The following is a 15,179-nucleotide window of genomic DNA, read 5'->3' as shown; positions in this document are numbered from 1 at the left end:
GACCGCCGGGCCCGCGCACCGCGGTGCAGCCCGTCGTGCCGCGGCGGGGGCGGGGCGGCGGCGGCTCGTCCGCCCGCCGCGCCGGCCGCCGGGACGGGCCCGGACGGGCCGGCCTCGTGCTCGGCGCCGTCGTGGTGGCGCTCCTCGTCGTGCTGGCCCTGCTGCTGGGACGGCCGGGGGCGGCCGCGGACGGGCAGGGCATCGGGCAGGGCACCGGGGGAGCGGCGCCGCCGGGGGCGGTCGCGGTGGATGGGATGATCGGCCAGGACGTCCGGACCGGGGCCTCGACCCCGGCCGGGCACTCGTATCGAGCAGAGGACGTCTAGTGGTGGACCAGGGAGCGAGAATCCTCGCCGGCCGGTACGAGGTCGGTGAGCTCATCGGCCGCGGCGGCATGGCCGAGGTCCACATCGGCCACGACACGCGGCTCGGCCGCACGGTCGCCGTGAAGATCCTGCGGTCCGACCTCGCGCGGGACCCGTCCTTCCAGGCGCGGTTCCGCCGCGAGGCGCAGGCCGCCGCGTCCCTCAACCACCCGGCGGTCGTCGCCGTGTACGACACGGGCGAGGACCTGGTCACCGGCCCCGGCGGCGCGGTCGCGCACGTGCCCTTCATCGTCATGGAGTACGTCGAGGGCCACACGGTCCGCGACATCCTGCGCGACGGGCACGCGGTCCCCATCGAGGAGGCCGTCGAGATCGCGACGGGCGTCCTCTCGGCGCTGGAGTACTCCCACCACGCCGGGATCGTCCACCGCGACATCAAGCCGGCGAACGTCATGCTCACGCCGACGGGTGCCGTCAAGGTCATGGACTTCGGCATCGCCCGCGCGGTGGCGGACTCGGCGGCGACGATGACGCAGACGCAGGCCGTCATCGGCACGGCGCAGTACCTCTCCCCGGAGCAGGCCCGCGGCGAGTCCGTCGACGCGCGCTCCGACCTGTACTCCACGGGCTGCCTGCTGTTCGAGCTGCTCACGGGCCGGCCGCCGTTCCAGGGCGACTCCCCGGTCGCCGTGGCGTACCAGCACGTGCGCGAGCTGCCGCCCGTGCCGAGCTCGCTGGCCCGGGACATCCCCGAGACGCTGGACCGCATCACCCTGAAGGCGCTGTCGAAGGACCGCGAGGACCGCTACCCCACGGCCGCCGAGTTCCGCTCCGACCTCGAGACGGCCGTGCGCGGCGGCGTCGTCGGCGCTCCGCCCGTCGCGACGGCCCTGGCCGCCCGGCCCCGCGAGGACGCCACGACGGTGCTCCCCCCGGCCGCCGCCACCACGGCGGCGCTCCCCGCGGCGGCGCCGGCGTGGGCCGGCACGGGTGCCGCGGCGTCCGCGCCGACCACCGCCGTCACCCCCGCCGTCGCCGACCCGCCCCGGCGCCGGACCGGCCTGGTGGTGCTGCTCGTCCTCGTCGGGCTCGCCGCGGTCGCGGGCATCATCGCGCTGCTCGTCAACGACGCGCGGTCGACCCCCGACGAGGTGGTCGTGCCGCCCGTCGCCGGGCTCACCGTCGAGGCGGCCACCGACGCCCTCACCGCCCTCGAGCTCGAGGTGCGGACCGCCCAGGCGCCGTCCGACACCGTCGAGGAGGGGCTCGTCGTGGGCAGCGACCCCGCCGAGGGCGAGTCCGCCGCCGTCGGCGACACCGTGACGCTCACCGTGTCGACGGGCGCCGCGAACGTCACCGTCCCCGACGTCTCCGGCGAGTCCGAGGCGCGCGCCACCCAGATCCTCGAGGGCGAGGGCCTCGTCGTCGTGGAGGACCGCCAGCCCGACAACAGCCCGGACTTCGCGGCCGGCGAGGTCACGAGGACCGACCCCGCGGCCGACGCGCAGGTCCCCGACGGGCAGTCGGTGACGCTGTTCGTCGCGACGGGCAACGTCGAGCTCGTGGACCTGCGGGGCCAGACGGTCGACGAGGCGGTGCAGGCCCTCACGGCCCTCAACCTGCGGCCCGTCACGACGGAGGTCGAGACGGCGGACGCCGAGCCCGGCCGGGTCGTCTCGCAGGACCTGTCGCCCGGCCTCGTGCGCCAGCAGACCGCCGTGACGCTGGAGATCGCCACCGCGCCGACGACGGCCACGGTGCCGGACGACCTCGTCGGGCTGCCTTACGACGAGGCGGCGGCCGCGATCACGGCCGCCGGCCTCGAGCCCCAGCGGGTCGACGCGCCGTCGCAGAACCAGCCGGCCGGCGCGGTCGTGTCCGTGAACCCCACCTCGGGCCTGGTCGTGGCCCGCGGGACCGCCGTCACGGTCACCGTGTCCACGGGCGCCGGGACCCCGGCGCCGACGCCCTCGCCCTCGGAGGGCGGCGACGGCGAGGGCGGCGGGGACTGAGCCGCCGGCACCTGCCGCACGACGCGGACGGCCCCCGCACCCTCACCGGGTGCGGGGGCCGTCGCCGTCGGGGCGTCAGGCGCGGACGAGCGGGTGCAGCCCGTCGGACCGCTCCACCGCGTCGGCGTCGCCGCAGACCTCGAGCCAGTTCGCGAGCAGGCGGTGGCCGCCCTCGGTGAGGACGGACTCGGGGTGGAACTGCACGCCGTGCAGGGGGAGCTCCCGGTGCTGCAGGCCCATGATGATGCCGTTGGCGCGGGCGGTGACGACGAGCTCGTCGGACACCGTCCCGTCCACCACCGCGAGGGAGTGGTAGCGGGTCGCGGTGAAGGGCGTGGGCAGCCCGTCGAGGACGCCGGCGCCGTCGTGCTCGATCCGGCTCGTCTTGCCGTGCATGAGCTCGGGGGCGTGCGTGACGGTGCCGCCGAACGCCTCCCCGAGGGCCTGGTGGCCCAGGCACACGCCGAGCATGGGCATGCCGGTGGCCGCGCAGTCGCGGATGACCTGCAGGCTCATCCCGGCCTCGCCGGGGTTGCCCGGGCCGGGGGACACGAGCACCCCGTCGAACTCCGCCCGCGCCTCCACGTCCGGCACGGCGTCGTTGCGGACGACCTCCGTGTCCGCGCCGAGCTGCTGCAGGTAGCCGACGATCGTCCACACGAACGAGTCGTAGTTGTCGACCACGAGGACCCTCGTCGTCATCTCAGCCACCCACCGTCGTCTCGTTGAAGGGCATGAGGGGCGCCACCGCCGGGAACACCCAGGCGAAGCAGGCCGCGAGGACCGCCGCCGCGAGCAGCGCCAGGAGGAGCACCCGCACGGGCGCCGGGCCGGGCGTGCGCCGCCAGAGCCATCCGTACACCCGCTCCCCCTCGCCCGGGCCGGTCCGGCCGGCCGCCCCCATCATGCCCCCGTCAGCAGCTCCGCCGGGATGCCGTCCGTCACGGGCGCCCAGTAGTCGAGGACCCCGTGCACCACGTACCGCTCCCGCGCCGAGAACATGGGGTGGCAGGTCGTCAGCGTGATCGTCCGCTCGACGGGTTCGGCGCCGGGCGCGCCGGGCAGGGGGGCGATGACCTCGACCTGCGAGGGCAGCACGACCCGCGTGCTCGTCACCCGGTACACGTACCAGGCCTCGGGCGTCCGCACGACGAGCGGGTCGCCCTCGACGAGCTCCTCGACCCGGCTGAACGGCTTGGCGTAGGTGGTGCGGTGCGCCGCGAGCGCGAAGTTGCCGACCGCGCCGGGCATGGCCGTGCCCTCGTAGTGGCCGATGCCGAGCACGTCGAGCACCGTCGCGCGGTCCGTGCCCTGGCTCACGGGCCGCTCGGGCTCGCCGTCCCAGCGCGGCACCTGCAGGGTCGCGAACGTCGTCGCGTGCGACGGCTCCGCCGGGACGGGCGGCTCGTCGCGGCGGGGCGGGGCCACCACCGGGGCGGGCTCGCCGGGCTCGGCCGGGCCCGCGGCGGACGTCGGGAGCGGCTCCGCCCAGCCCAGGCTCTCGACGACCCGCGCCTGCTCCCGGTTGCCCACGACGTCCGTCCACCACAGCTGCCACGCCAGGAAGGCCAGCAGGAGCACGCCCGCGGTGATGAGCAGCTCCCCGAGCACGCCGACGAGGGCGAGCGCCCTGTCGCCCGCCCGCCGGGGCCCGGTCCGCCGCGACCCCGCCCGGTCCGCACCGGCGGGGGCGGGACCGGCGCGGCGGAGACCGGCCCGTCGCGCGCCGGCGCGGCCGCGGGTGCCGGCCGCCTCGTCGGACTCCGCGACGCTCACGCGTCCTCCCCCGGGGCCGTCGGACCCGCCGTGCCCGCCGTGCCCGCCGTGCCCGCCGTGCCCGTCGGGGCGGTCGGGGCGGTCGCGGGCGACGAGGACGGCGAGGCCACCGCGGCGGGCACCGCGTCGGCGACGGGGTCGACGCCCGCGGGCACGCCCGCCCAGGCGAGGTCGGTGGCGCCGGCGTAGGCGTCCATCTCGACGCGGTCCCGCTCCTCGACGGACCAGCCGAGCCCGTAGGCGTCGACGTAGTCGAGGTACACGTCCACGCTCGGCGAGCGTCCGAGCGCGGCCCGCAGGCGCGCCGGGTCGCCGATGGCCTCGACGGTGTACGGCGGCGAGTAGACCGCGCCGTGGAGCCGCAGCACGTTCCCGACGCACTGGAAGGCGGTGGTGGCCACCACCCGCTGCCCCATGAGCGTGAGCGCCTCCGCGCCGCCCGCCCACAGCGCGTTGACGACCGCCTGCAGGTCCTGCTGGTGCACGACGTAGTCGTCGAGGGAGCCCGACGAGGAGCCCAGGACGTCCGGCGGGGCGTCGTCGAGCGTGACCGCGAGGCCCCGGCCCGCCACGGGCACGCTCCCCGCGGCGACGAGCACCGCGGCCGGCGTCCCGTCGGAGAGGCGTCCGTCCGCCGCGGTGAGGCGCGCGCTCAGCGCGTCGACCTCCGCCCGCAGCGCGTCGGCCCGTCCGGCGAGCGTCGCCACCCGCTCCGTCTCGCTCTGCACGAGCCCCGGGAGGTCCTGCGCGTGCCGCGACCGCCCGGGCTCGGCCAGCCGGGCGCTCGCCGTGAAGAGGGCGACGCTCAGCGCGGCGACGACGCCGACGGAGACTGCCGCGCGCCAGCGTCGTCCCTGCGTCGCCACGCCTCCCCCGTCCCGGGCCGCGACCCCCGGCGCCCCGCCACTACGCTAGGTCAGGCCGGGCACGGCGTGCGCCGACCGCGACGCCCGCCGCTCGTCCGGCCGCCGACGGCCGACCCCCGGACCCCCGGGGCGGCCTCCGTCCGCCGGGTCCCCCGGGCGACGGGCCCGACGACCCCGGGGCTCCCGGGATGACCCGCAGGAGTGGACGTGCCCGAGTCGAGGTCCCGCAAGAAGCCGGCCTACACGCCGCCGACCGCCGCGTCGTCGGCACCGAAGCCCAACCCCGTGTGGTGGGTGCCCGTCATGCTCGGGCTCATGGTCCTCGGCCTGCTGTGGGTCGTGACCACGTACATGTCGAGCACGTCGTTCCCCATCCCCGGCATCGGGTCGTGGAACCTCGCCGTCGGCTTCGGGCTCATGCTCGTCGGCTTCGTCATGACGATGCGCTGGCGCTGACGCCGCGCCGGGGGCACGGGCCCCTGCTCGACCACGGCCGTCCGGTCCCGACCGGGCGGCCGTCGTCGTCCCCAGGGGTGGACAACCCTGTGCACGAATGACATGGCTGTCATTACCCCCAGGCTGTGGACGCACCTGTGGACGAGTCGCCGGTCGTCGTGGGTGGTCCGTCCCCACCCGGGGACAGCCCTGTGGAGAACGACACCCGTGTGGTTCGCCGTCCACAGGCGGCCGTCGCGCCGGACGCCGTGCCCGGCGCCGCGTCAGAGGAGGCCGACGGAGAGGTAGGTCCCCGCCGCGAGCGCGACGAGCAGGACCGCCACCGCGACCGACGTCCCCACCGCGACCGCCCGCCGCCGGGGCCGGGGCGCGTAGGCGAAGGCCGCCCCGACGACGGCCCCGACGACGAGCCCACCCAGGTGCCCCTGCCAGGAGATCCCGGGCACGACGAAGCCGAGGACGAGGTTGACGGCCAGGACGCCGAGGATGCCGCGGGCGCTGCGCCCGAGCCGGCGCATGACGACGAGCACCGCCCCGAAGAGCCCGAAGACCGCCCCCGAGGCGCCGACGACGAACGTGAGCCAGCCGCCCGTCGGCGAGGCGAGGAGGAGGACGGCCACGGAGCTGCCGAGCGCGCTCAGGCCGTAGAGCGCGACGAAGCGCGCCCGGCCCAGCGACTGCTCGAGGAACGGCCCGACGGCCCACAGCGCCAGCATGTTGAAGGCCAGGTGGACGATGCTGCGCGTCGAGTGCAGGAAGGCGGCGGTGACGAATCGCCAGGGCTCCTCGGCGCCGAGCACGGGCGCGAAGGCCCACCGCGTCGTCCAGGCCGGCACGAGCTGCTGCAGGCCGAAGGACACGACGCACAGCGCGATGATCGTCAGGGTGACGACGGGGCGGCCGGCGCGGACGGTGCCGCCGAGCGCCGTGCGCGCGACCGGTGCCGTGCGCGCCGCCTGCGCCACGCAGTCGACGCAGTGGATGCCGACGGCCGCCGGGCGCTGGCACTCCGGGCACGCGGGGCGGCCGCACCGCTGGCACCGGACGTAGGAGACGCGGTCCGGGTGCCGCGGGCAGACGGGGGCGGCGTCGCCTCCCGGAGCAGCGCCGCCGGGCGTGGGAGGGACGGCCGGGCCGGCGGGGCCCGTCGCGCCGGGGCCGGCCGGACCTCCCGGGCCGGCCGGACCGCCCCGGGGGTCCGGCGCGGCCGGGCCCCCGGGGGCGGAGGGGGTGCTCACCGCTGCGTCACCGAGGCGTCAGCCCTCGACCGTGACGGACGTGAGGACGACGTCCTCCTTCGGGCGGTCGCCCGGGCGGGTCGGGGTCGCGGCGATGGCGTCCACGACGGCGCGGCCCGCGTCGTCGGCCACCGCGCCGAAGATCGTGTGCTTGCCGTTCAGCCAGGAGGTCGCGGCCACCGTGATGAAGAACTGGGACCCGTTGGTGCCGGCGGGCCGGCCCGTCACGGGGTGGGGCCGCTTGCCGGCGTTGGCCATGGCGAGCAGGTAGGGCCGGTCGAACTGCAGCTCGGGGTGGATCTCGTCGTCGAACTGGTACCCGGGGCCGCCGGTGCCCGTGCCGAGGGGGTCGCCGCCCTGGACCATGAAACCGGGGATGACGCGGTGGAACAGCACGTCGGAGTAGAGCGGGTCGTTCCGCTTCTCGCGCGTGCGCGGGTCCGTCCACTCCTGGGTGCCGGTGGCCAGCCCGACGAAGTTCTGGACGGTCTTCGGCGCGTGGTTCTCGAAGAGCTCGACGCGGATGTCGCCGTGGGACGTGTGCAGGGTCGCGAACATGGCGCCAGTCTCGCACCCGACCCCGACAGGTCGCGCGCGTGCGGGCCGCGCCCAGGTGGGGGCCGTGCCAGGAGCGCCGCTCGCACCCTGGGGGTCGAGGACGTCCGGCCCGGGGAATCGGTGCGCCGCCGGGGCGTCGGTGGCAGAGTGGGCGGTCAGAGTCGACGAACGTGAGTGGGAGTGGACATGACCTTCAGCATCCGCCGTCCGCAGGTCGAGCTGGACAAGAAGCGGATCGCCGCAGGTGCCGCCGGCCTCGGTCTCGTCGCCGGCGAGGCGATCAAGCACGGCCGGGAGGCCGCCCACGGCGCCTCCGCCGCCGCCAACGAGGCGTTCGGCAAGGGCCTGGACCTCGGCAAGGTCGCCGCGGCGAGCGCCGCGGTGAAGGCCGCCGACTACGCGGTCGAGGCGCGGGACCTCGCGACGCCGAAGGTGGAGCAGTTCATCGAGTGGGTGGCGCCCCGCATCGAGACCATCTACAAGGAGAGCGTCAAGGCGGCCGCGCCGCGCGTCGCGGAGGCGGCCGGCCGGGCGACCCCCGCGATCGACCAGGCGCACGAGCGCCTCGTCGCGGACCTCCTGCCCAAGCTCGTGGCGGCGCTCAACGAGGCCGCCGCGAAGGCCGGGGCCGCCGCCGTGGCGGTCGAGGCGGTCGCCCCGCCGAAGAAGCGCTCCGGCGCCACCGCCTTCTGGGTCGTGGCCGCCGTCGCCGGCGCGGGGGCGGGCGCCTACGCCTGGGCCCGCAGCCGGTCGGCCGGCGACCCCTGGGCCGAGCCGTGGGAGCCGGCCGACCGGTCGGACGCCGCGAAGCACCGCGCCACCGACGCCGTCGGCGGCGCGGCGGACACCGTGGGCGAGGTCGCCGGCTCGGCGGTCGCGCGCGCGCGTGCGGCGGCCGAGAAGGCCGGGCAGGCGACGGACGGGCTCGGCGAGCGCGTGGCGGAGGCCCGCAAGGACCTCGCCGAGAAGGTCGCGGAGGTCGCGGGCTCGACGAAGGAGGCGGCGCGTCGTGCCACGCGCCGCACGGGCGAGCCCGGCGAGGGCGGGGCGGACGAGGCCCCGGCCGACGACGCCCCCGCCCCCGCGGTCACGGTCGACGCGCTCGGCGCGCTCACGACGGACACCGCCTCCGACACCGCCCCGGCGGACGCCACGGGCACCACCGGGACGGAGACGAGCGGCGAGGGCGGGACCCCCCGGGCCTGATGCTCCCGCCGCACCGGGCGCACCACCCGGAGCCCCGCGACGCCCTGCGCCGCGGGGCTCCGTCGCGTCCCGCCTGCCGCCGGCGCCGCCGCCCCGCCGACCGCGCCGCGCGCCTCCTGGGCCGTCACCCCGCCGGGCGACCCTCCCGGCGCACCCTGGGCACGGCGGCGACCGGGCCCTAGGGTCGCGACGTGAGCGAGGTGGCGTCCCCGACCGAACGACCGTCCGAGCCGTCGGGCGAGGGCGACCGCGGCACGCGCCGTGCCGGGGGACCGGCCCCGCTCGGCCGCGGGGCCGTGCTCGCGTGGGCGGCCTGGGACTGGGGCTCGGCGGCCTTCAACGCCGTCATCACCACGTTCGTCTTCACCCGGTGGATCACCTCCGACGCGTTCGTGGACCCCGCGGTGGTCGAGGCGGCGGACCGGGAGGCGGCCGCGGGCACCGAGGGGGCCGCCACGGCCACGCTCGAGGCCGTCCTCGCCGACCACGCGGCGTGGCTGGGCTGGGGCCTCACTGTCGCCGGGGTCCTCATCGCCCTGCTCGCGCCGCTGACGGGCAGCCAGGTCGACCGCACGGGCCGGCGCACGGTGCGCCTGGCCTCGTTCACGGGCGTCACGGTGCTGCTCTGCGCCGCGATGGCGCTCGTGCGGCCCGACCCGGAGGCGCTGAGCGCCTGGGTGGTCGTCGGCATCACGCTGCTGGCCCTGGCCAACCTCACCTTCGAGCTCGCGTCCGTCACCTACAACGGCATGCTGCCGCTCGTCGCGTCCCCCGCCGCGCTCGGGCGCGTGAGCGGCATCGGCTGGGGCGCCGGCTACCTCGGCGGCATCGTCCTGCTGCTCGCGCTCTTCGTCGGGTTCATCAACCCCGAGGTCGGGCTGTTCGGCGTGACGAAGGAGGGCGGCGCCGACGTCCGGGCGGCGGTGCTGGCCTCCGCCCTGTGGTTCGCCGTGTTCGCCGTGCCCGTGCTCCTCGTCGTGCGCGACCGGCCCCGCCCCGGCCCGGCACCGGCGCGCACGGGGCTCGTCGCGGCGTACCGGCGGCTCGGCGCCGACGTCGGCCACCTCTGGCGGACCGACCGTCCGCTGCTGGGGTACCTCGCCGCGAGCGCCGTGTACCGGGACGGCCTGGCGGGCGTCTTCACGTTCGGCGCCGTGATCGCCTCGGGCACGTTCGGGTTCTCCGCGTCCGAGGTCGTGGTCTTCGCCATCGCCGCGAACGTCGTCGCCGGGGTCGCGACCGTCCTCGGCGGGCTGCTCGACGACCGCGTCGGCGCCCGGGCCGTCGTCGTCGCCTCGCTCGTCGGGCTCGTGCTCGCCGGGGTCGCCGTGTTCGTGCTGCACGACCAGGGCCCGGCCGCGTTCTGGGTGGCCGGGCTGCTGCTGTGCGTCTTCGTCGGCCCCGCGCAGTCCGCCAGCCGGTCCCTGCTCACCCGCCTCGCCCCGCCCGGGCGGACGACGGAGGTCTTCGGCCTCTACGCCACGACCGGCCGCGCCGCCTCGTTCCTGGCGCCGCTCGCCTTCTCCCTGTGCGTCTCCCTCTCCGGCTCCCAGCACTGGGGCATCCTCGGGATCATCGCGGTCATCGGCCTCGGCCTCGGGCTGCTGCTGCCCCTGCCGCTGCGCGCCCGCCTCAGTCGAGGAACAGGCTCCGCAGGCGCAGCGTCGTCGCGGTGATCCCGAGGACGACGAGCGCGAGGTAGTACGCGACGTGGCCCAGCGCGTCGACGCCCGCCGTGCCCGTGGTGAGCCCCCGCACGAGCTCGACCCCGTGCCACAGGGGCAGCACCTGGATGATCCGCTGCACGACCTCGGAGTACACGGACAGCGGGTAGAACGTGGCCGAGAACAGGAACATGGGCAGCATCACGAAGGTGATCCAGTCCATCTGCTGGAAGGTCTTCATGAAGCTCGTCACCGCCATCCCGACGCTGGCGAAGGCGAAGGCGACGAGCAGCACCGCCGGCACCGCCAGCACGGCCGTGGGCGCGAGGTTCAGCCCCATGACCTGCATGACGGTGAGGAAGCCGCAGGCGTAGACGCCGCCGCGCAGCAGGGCGTAGAGGATCTCGCCGAGCGCCACGTCCAGCGGCCCGAGCGACGTGGACAGCATCGCGTCGTAGAGCTTGCCGTAGTGCATCTTGAAGAAGACGTTCCACGTCGAGTCGTACACCGCGCCGTTCATGGCCGACACGGCCAGCAGCGCGGGGGCGATGAAGGCCGCGTAGGGGACCTCGGTGCCGTCGGGGGTCGTCACGGTGCCGACGTACGACCCGAGCCCGTACCCCAGCGCGAGCAGGTAGAAGACGGGCTCGAAGAACCCGGAGAGCACGACGACCCCGCTCGACGAGCGCGCCGCCCGCAGGTTGCGGGCCACGACCGCGCCGACGTTCCCCGACCAGAGCGCGCGCACCCCGCCGCCCCGCCGCGGGCGCGCGGGACCGGCCGGCCCCCCCGCCGGGCGGGCCCCCGTGACCGCCGTCATGAGCGCAGCCGCCGCAGGAAGACGCGACGCGCCGCCCACGCGCCCACGCCGGCCTGGGCCAGGAGGACCGCGAGGTGCGCCCACGCCGGCCACGCCCCGGGCGGCGCGCCGTAGGAGAGCGCGCGGCCGAGCTCGGCCCCGTGCCAGACGGGCGAGAGCCACCCGACCCACTGGAGCGCGGCGGGCATCGTCGCGAGCGGGTAGAACGTGCCGGAGAAGAGGAAGAGCGGCGTGAACACGAACCGCTGCACGAGGGCGAACTGCCCCCGGTCGTCCGTCAGGCTCGCCGAGTACGCCAGCAGCGGCAGGCCGAAGGCGAGCCCCGTGAGCACCCCGACGAGCGGCAGGAGCGCACCGCGCAGCGGGTGCTCCACCGCGCCGAACGCGAGCACGAGCGCGTAGTAGGCCGCGGCCGTGAGCAGCATCCGGGCGGCGACGGCGAGGACCACGCCGGCCGCCAGCTGCGGCGGCGAGACGGGGGAGGCGTTGACCGCCCAGTACAGCCGACGCCACTTGAAGCCGTTCATCACCGCGTAGGTGAACTCGTCGACCGCGACGCCGACGGACGCCGTCACGAGCAGCGCGGGGGCCACGAACTCCACGTACCCGACCGGCCCGTCGGCGCCGTCCGCCACGGAGGTGTCGAGGAACGCCGCCAGCCCCAGCCCGATGCCCAGCAGGTAGACGAGCGGCTGGCCGACGCCCCCGACGACGATCGTCCAGCCGTAGGCCCGCATCGCCCGGAGCTGGTGCTCCGCCACGTAGAGCGCGCCGAGCCGCCGCGGCCGCGCGCCGGCGGCGAGGGCGGCCCGTGTGACGGCCGGGGCATCAGCCGGGGCGTCGACGGCGTCGGCCCGGGGGTCGCTCACTCGACGAGGCTCCGGCCCGTGAGCCGCAGGAACACGTCCTCCAGGCTCGAGCGGCGCACGAGGCTCGTCGTCGGGTGCAGCCCCCGGTCGGCGACGCGGGCCAGCAGCGCCTCCCCGTCGTCCGTGTAGAGCAGCACCCGGTCCGGCAGCACCTCGACGCGGTCGGCCAGCCCGTCGAGCCGCAGCGCCGCCTCCGCGTTGCGGTCGGAGCCGAACCGCAGCTCCACGACCTCGCGGGTGGACCACCGGCGGATGAGCTCGGCGGGGCTGCCCTCGGCCATGATGCGGCCGTGGTCGACCACGACGAGCCGGTCGCACAGCTGCTCGGCCTCGTCCATGTGGTGGGTCGTCAGGACGAGCGTGGTCCCGCGCTCCTTGAGCCGGAAGAGCCGGTCCCACAGCACGTGCCGCGCCTGGGGGTCCAGGCCCGTCGTCGGCTCGTCGAGCATGAGGACCCGCGGCTCGTTGATGAGCGCCCGCGCGATCGTCAGCCGGCGCTTCATGCCGCCGGAGAGGCTGTCGACCTTCGCCTCGGCCTTGTCCTCCAGCTGCGCGAACGCCAGGAGCTCGGCGGCGCGCTCGGCGCAGACGCGCCGCGACAGGCCGAAGTAGCGCCCGTAGACGACGAGGTTCTCCCGGGCCCGCAGCTCCGTGTCGAGGTTGTCCTCCTGCGGCACGACGCCCAGCTGCGAGCGGATCTCCGGGCCGTGCGTGTCGGGGTCGAGCCCGAGGACGCGCAGGTCGCCCCCCGAGCGCGAGGACACCGCGCCGATCATCCGCATCGTCGTGGACTTGCCGGCGCCGTTGGGGCCGAGGAGGCCGAAGGACTCCCCGGGCGCCACCTCGAGGTCGATGCCGTCGACGGCGGTGGTCTCGCCGAACCGCTTCGTGAGCCCGCGCGCCACGACGGCCGGGGTGCCGGCCCGCGGCCGGGTCGCGACGGACGCGGGCGCGACGGGCGCGGGCTCGACGGACGCGGGCGCGACGGGGGCCGGCGCGACGGGGGCCGGTCGGGGGGCGCCGTCGGCGTCGGGTGCGGGTGCCACGGACCGACCCTAGGACCCCACGGCCCCCGATCACCGCGCGACGGCCCTACGGTGGCCGGATGACGCCACCCGACGGCCTCGCCGCGCTCTGGCCGCCGGCCGGGCTGCGCCTGCGGTCCGGGGACCTCGAGCTGCGCTGGCCGGACGACGCCCTCCTGCTCGAGGTCGCCGCTCTCGCCGGCCGCGGCATCCACGACCCGGGAGCCATGCCCTTCACGGTCCCCTGGACGCGCGGCACCCCGGAGGAGGTGGCGCGCTCCGTGCTGCGGTACCAGTGGGCCCAGCGGGCCGCCGTGGAGCCGGCGTCCTGGACCCTCGAGCTCGTCGTCCTGCGCGACGGGGTGCCCGTGGGCCTCCAGGGGGTCTCCGCGCGGGACTTCCCCGTGCTGCGCACCGCGGTGTCCGGCTCCTGGCTGGGCCGCGAGCACCAGGGACGCGGCACGGGGTCCCGGATGCGCGTGCTCGTCCTCCACCTGCTTTTCGAGGGCCTCGGCGCCCGCGCCGCGACGACGGACGCCTTCGCCGACAACCCGGCGTCCCTCGGCGTCACCCGTCGGCTCGGCTACCGGCCCGACGGTGTCCAGGACCTCGTCCGGGACGGGGCCCCGGCCCGGAGCCTGCGGTTCCGGCTCGACCGGGCCGGGTGGGAGGCGCGCCCCGCCGCCCTGCGTCCCGAGGTCGCCACGGAGGGCGTCGAGGCGCTCCGCGCGTTCCTGGCCGTCGACGGCCCCGGGGGCGATGTCGGGGACGTCGGCGACCGGGGGGGCGTCGGGCCGGCCGGTGCCGGGCCGGGGGTCAGCGCTCCGACGCCTCCGTGAGGGCCCGCACCTCGTCGTCGACGAGCGTGACCTCCAGGGACGCGACGAGGTCGGCCAGCTGCTCCGTGCTGCGCGCCGAGGCGATGGGCGCGACGACCGTGGGCTGCTGCCGCAGCCACGCGAGCGCCACGGCCGTCACGGGGACGCCGTGCGCGGCGGCGACCCGGTCCAGGACGTCGAGCACGCGCCGGCCGCGGTCGTCGAGGTACGCGGCGGCCCCCTCGGCCCGCGGGCTGTCGACGGCGGCGGCCCCGTCCCGGTACTTGCCGGTGAGGAAGCCCTTGGCCAGCCCCCAGTAGGGCAGGACGCCGAGGCTGTAGCGCTCCGCGCGCTCGCGCAGGGCGCCCTCGAAGTCCCGCTCGAGGAGGTTGTAGGCCGGCTGGAGCGCGACCGGGCGGTGCAGCCCGAGCCGCTCGACCGCGGCGAACCACGCGTCGATCCTCTCCGGCGCGTAGTTCGACAGGCCGACGGCCCGGACGAGACCGGCGTCCACCAGCTCGGAGAACGCCGCCGCGGTCTCGTCGACCGGCGTCTCCGCGTCGTCGAAGTGCGCGTAGTAGAGGTCGATGCGGTCGGTGCCGAGGCGGTCGAGGGAGGCCCGGGCCGCCGCGTGGACGTTCTCGGGCGCGAGGCCCCGGAACTGCGGGTGGGTGGACACCTTCGTCGCCACGACGACGTCGTCGCGCACCCCGCGGTCGGCGATCCACCGCCCCAGGACGTGCTCGCTCTCGCCGCCCGCGTGCCCCGGCGCCCACGCCGAGTAGCCGTCGGCCGTGTCGACGAGCGAGCCACCCGCCGCGAGGAAGCCGTCGAGCACGGCGCGGCTCGCGTCCTCGTCGGCCGTCCAGCCGAAGACGTTCCCGCCGAGCACGAGTCCGGCTCCCTCCAGCACCGAGCGGTCCGGTGCCGTGGTCCCCGTCGCGGTCGTCATGCCTGCCCTCGCCTCCGCCCGGACGCGCGCCGGGCCGGCCACCAGCCTCGCCCCGCGGGGTGCCGGCCGCGACCCGCGGCGGTCCGCGCCGCGGTGACGTGGGTCACCGGCCCGAGCCCGCGCCCGCGTTCCTGCCGGTCGCCGGGTCGACAACGTTCTTCACCCGGCGTTCGGCGGGGCGAGACGTCCGGATCGTCCCCGATGCCTACCCGGACGGGTGACGTCTGTGCCACTCTCGGCCCACGCCGGTCGGGCCGACCGATGTGAGCGCTCAAGTACGCGAGGGGGAGCACCGATGGAGGCGGAGCAGGATGCACCCCGTCGCACAGGAAGCGAAACTCCCACCATGCCGCAGCAGCCGATCTCCCGGATCCGCCACCTCGTCCGTTCCGCCGCCGTCGCGGCCGTGGTCGTCGCCGTCGGCCTGGGCTCGGCCGGGGCCGCCACCGCCGCCACCGAGCGGTCCGGTGCCGTCGTCGTGCAGCCGGTGGCACGGGAGATCAAGGCGCGCGAGATCAAGGCGCAGCCCGCCGCCCGGGAGATCAAGGCCCGCGAGATCAAGACGCAGACCGTGGCGCGTGAGATCAAGGCGC

The 15,179-nt window shown here is 76.6% G+C and carries 17 protein-coding genes; 7 read left to right on the top strand and 10 right to left on the bottom strand.

The genetic code is table 11. The annotated features are described in order from the left end of the window. Together EJA20_RS18835 and pknB are read left to right on the top strand one after the other, a co-directional pair. Positions 1-326, top strand: a 326-nt coding sequence (locus EJA20_RS18835; protein ID WP_205687547.1) for a hypothetical protein, incomplete at its 5' end; no start/stop codon positions are given. Then, positions 326-2,338: a Stk1 family PASTA domain-containing Ser/Thr kinase gene (gene pknB, locus EJA20_RS15995; RefSeq protein ID WP_129339541.1), complete on the top strand. Its 2,013-nt coding sequence runs from the start codon at positions 326-328 to the stop codon at positions 2,336-2,338. The genes EJA20_RS18835 and pknB, both read left to right, overlap by 1 nt. Before the next feature lie 75 nt (positions 2,339-2,413). On the opposite strand, the gene EJA20_RS15990 is transcribed toward pknB, so the two are convergent. Genes EJA20_RS15990 through EJA20_RS15980 form a run of 4 tightly spaced genes read right to left on the bottom strand, consistent with a single transcriptional unit; the run spans position 2,414 to position 4,980 of the window. Continuing rightward, on the bottom strand, positions 2,414-3,040 hold the full coding sequence (locus EJA20_RS15990; protein WP_129339540.1) for an aminodeoxychorismate/anthranilate synthase component II: 627 nt from the start codon (positions 3,038-3,040) through the stop codon (positions 2,414-2,416). Position 3,041: 1 nt separating this feature from the next. After that, on the bottom strand, positions 3,042-3,200 hold the full coding sequence (locus tag EJA20_RS18830) for a hypothetical protein (protein WP_164984023.1): 159 nt from the start codon (positions 3,198-3,200) through the stop codon (positions 3,042-3,044). A 41-nt stretch (positions 3,201-3,241) separates the two neighbouring features. Continuing rightward, positions 3,242-4,114 (bottom strand): class E sortase, encoded by an 873-nt coding sequence (locus tag EJA20_RS15985; protein WP_129339539.1) that lies wholly within the window; start codon positions 4,112-4,114, stop codon positions 3,242-3,244. Further along, positions 4,111-4,980, bottom strand: a complete 870-nt coding sequence (locus EJA20_RS15980; RefSeq protein ID WP_129339538.1) for a DUF881 domain-containing protein — start codon at positions 4,978-4,980, stop codon at positions 4,111-4,113. Before EJA20_RS15980 ends, EJA20_RS15985 begins: the two co-directional genes overlap by 4 nt. Before the next feature lie 207 nt (positions 4,981-5,187). Between EJA20_RS15980 and EJA20_RS15975 the strand changes: the two genes are divergently transcribed. Beyond that, a complete protein-coding gene (locus EJA20_RS15975) occupies positions 5,188-5,436 on the top strand; it encodes a cell division protein CrgA (RefSeq protein ID WP_129339537.1) in 249 nt (82 codons plus the stop codon). Between the two features lie 263 nt (positions 5,437-5,699). Here EJA20_RS15975 and EJA20_RS15970 read toward each other — a convergent pair whose 3' ends face one another. Further along, a complete protein-coding gene (locus tag EJA20_RS15970) occupies positions 5,700-6,401 on the bottom strand; it encodes a rhomboid family intramembrane serine protease (protein ID WP_240675571.1) in 702 nt (233 codons plus the stop codon). A gap of 291 nt (positions 6,402-6,692) precedes the next feature. After that, on the bottom strand, positions 6,693-7,232 hold the full coding sequence (locus EJA20_RS15965; protein ID WP_129339535.1) for a peptidylprolyl isomerase: 540 nt from the start codon (positions 7,230-7,232) through the stop codon (positions 6,693-6,695). A 186-nt stretch (positions 7,233-7,418) separates the two neighbouring features. On the opposite strand from EJA20_RS15965, the gene EJA20_RS15960 reads away from it, so the two are divergent. Beyond that, positions 7,419-8,438, top strand: coding sequence for a hypothetical protein (locus EJA20_RS15960; RefSeq protein ID WP_129339534.1), 1,020 nt, complete (start codon positions 7,419-7,421; stop codon positions 8,436-8,438). 191 nt (positions 8,439-8,629) lie between these two features. Next, complete coding sequence (locus tag EJA20_RS15955) at positions 8,630-10,114, top strand: MFS transporter (RefSeq protein ID WP_129339533.1); 1,485 nt, start codon at positions 8,630-8,632, stop codon at positions 10,112-10,114. On the opposite strand, the gene EJA20_RS15950 is transcribed toward EJA20_RS15955, so the two are convergent. Genes EJA20_RS15950 through EJA20_RS15940 form a run of 3 tightly spaced genes read right to left on the bottom strand, consistent with a single transcriptional unit; the run spans position 10,071 to position 12,696 of the window. Then, positions 10,071-10,922 (bottom strand): ABC transporter permease, encoded by an 852-nt coding sequence (locus EJA20_RS15950; protein WP_129339532.1) that lies wholly within the window; start codon positions 10,920-10,922, stop codon positions 10,071-10,073. The two genes, EJA20_RS15955 and EJA20_RS15950, sit on opposite strands and share 44 nt — an antisense overlap. Next, the gene (locus tag EJA20_RS15945; protein WP_240675570.1) at positions 10,919-11,791 is read right to left on the bottom strand and encodes an ABC transporter permease; all 873 of its coding nucleotides are present in this window, start codon (positions 11,789-11,791) and stop codon (positions 10,919-10,921) included. Before EJA20_RS15945 ends, EJA20_RS15950 begins: the two co-directional genes overlap by 4 nt. Then, on the bottom strand, positions 11,788-12,696 hold the full coding sequence (locus EJA20_RS15940) for an ABC transporter ATP-binding protein (RefSeq protein WP_129339542.1): 909 nt from the start codon (positions 12,694-12,696) through the stop codon (positions 11,788-11,790). Before EJA20_RS15940 ends, EJA20_RS15945 begins: the two co-directional genes overlap by 4 nt. Positions 12,697-12,896: 200 nt before the next feature. Here EJA20_RS15940 and EJA20_RS15935 point away from each other — a divergent pair, with 200 nt between their 5' ends. Next, on the top strand, positions 12,897-13,655 hold the full coding sequence (locus EJA20_RS15935) for a GNAT family N-acetyltransferase (RefSeq protein ID WP_129339531.1): 759 nt from the start codon (positions 12,897-12,899) through the stop codon (positions 13,653-13,655). On the opposite strand, the gene EJA20_RS15930 is transcribed toward EJA20_RS15935, so the two are convergent. After that, complete coding sequence (locus tag EJA20_RS15930) at positions 13,633-14,586, bottom strand: aldo/keto reductase (RefSeq protein ID WP_129339530.1); 954 nt, start codon at positions 14,584-14,586, stop codon at positions 13,633-13,635. The two genes, EJA20_RS15935 and EJA20_RS15930, sit on opposite strands and share 23 nt — an antisense overlap. 346 nt (positions 14,587-14,932) lie before the next feature. Between EJA20_RS15930 and EJA20_RS15925 the strand changes: the two genes are divergently transcribed. Continuing rightward, positions 14,933-15,179: hypothetical protein (locus tag EJA20_RS15925; protein ID WP_164984022.1), on the top strand; the 247-nt coding region annotated here is incomplete at its 3' end.

The sequence above is a fragment of the Cellulomonas endophytica genome, from assembly GCF_004123805.1.
Classification (GTDB): Bacteria; Actinomycetota; Actinomycetes; order Actinomycetales; family Cellulomonadaceae; genus Cellulomonas; species Cellulomonas endophytica.
This window is presented reverse-complemented; position numbering and strand designations above follow the sequence as displayed.

What these genes read in the sequence shown, in the direction of transcription:
- EJA20_RS15990 (WP_129339540.1), bottom strand. Translation starts at nt 3,040, where the DNA reads ATGACGACGAGGGTCCTCGTGGTCGACAACTACGACTCGTTCGTGTGG.
- EJA20_RS15965 (WP_129339535.1), bottom strand. Translation starts at nt 7,232, where the DNA reads ATGTTCGCGACCCTGCACACGTCCCACGGCGACATCCGCGTCGAGCTC.
- EJA20_RS15960 (WP_129339534.1), top strand. Translation starts at nt 7,419, where the DNA reads ATGACCTTCAGCATCCGCCGTCCGCAGGTCGAGCTGGACAAGAAGCGG.
- EJA20_RS15950 (WP_129339532.1), bottom strand. Translation starts at nt 10,922, where the DNA reads ATGACGGCGGTCACGGGGGCCCGCCCGGCGGGGGGGCCGGCCGGTCCC.
- EJA20_RS15935 (WP_129339531.1), top strand. Translation starts at nt 12,897, where the DNA reads ATGACGCCACCCGACGGCCTCGCCGCGCTCTGGCCGCCGGCCGGGCTG.
- EJA20_RS15930 (WP_129339530.1), bottom strand. Translation starts at nt 14,586, where the DNA reads ATGACGACCGCGACGGGGACCACGGCACCGGACCGCTCGGTGCTGGAG.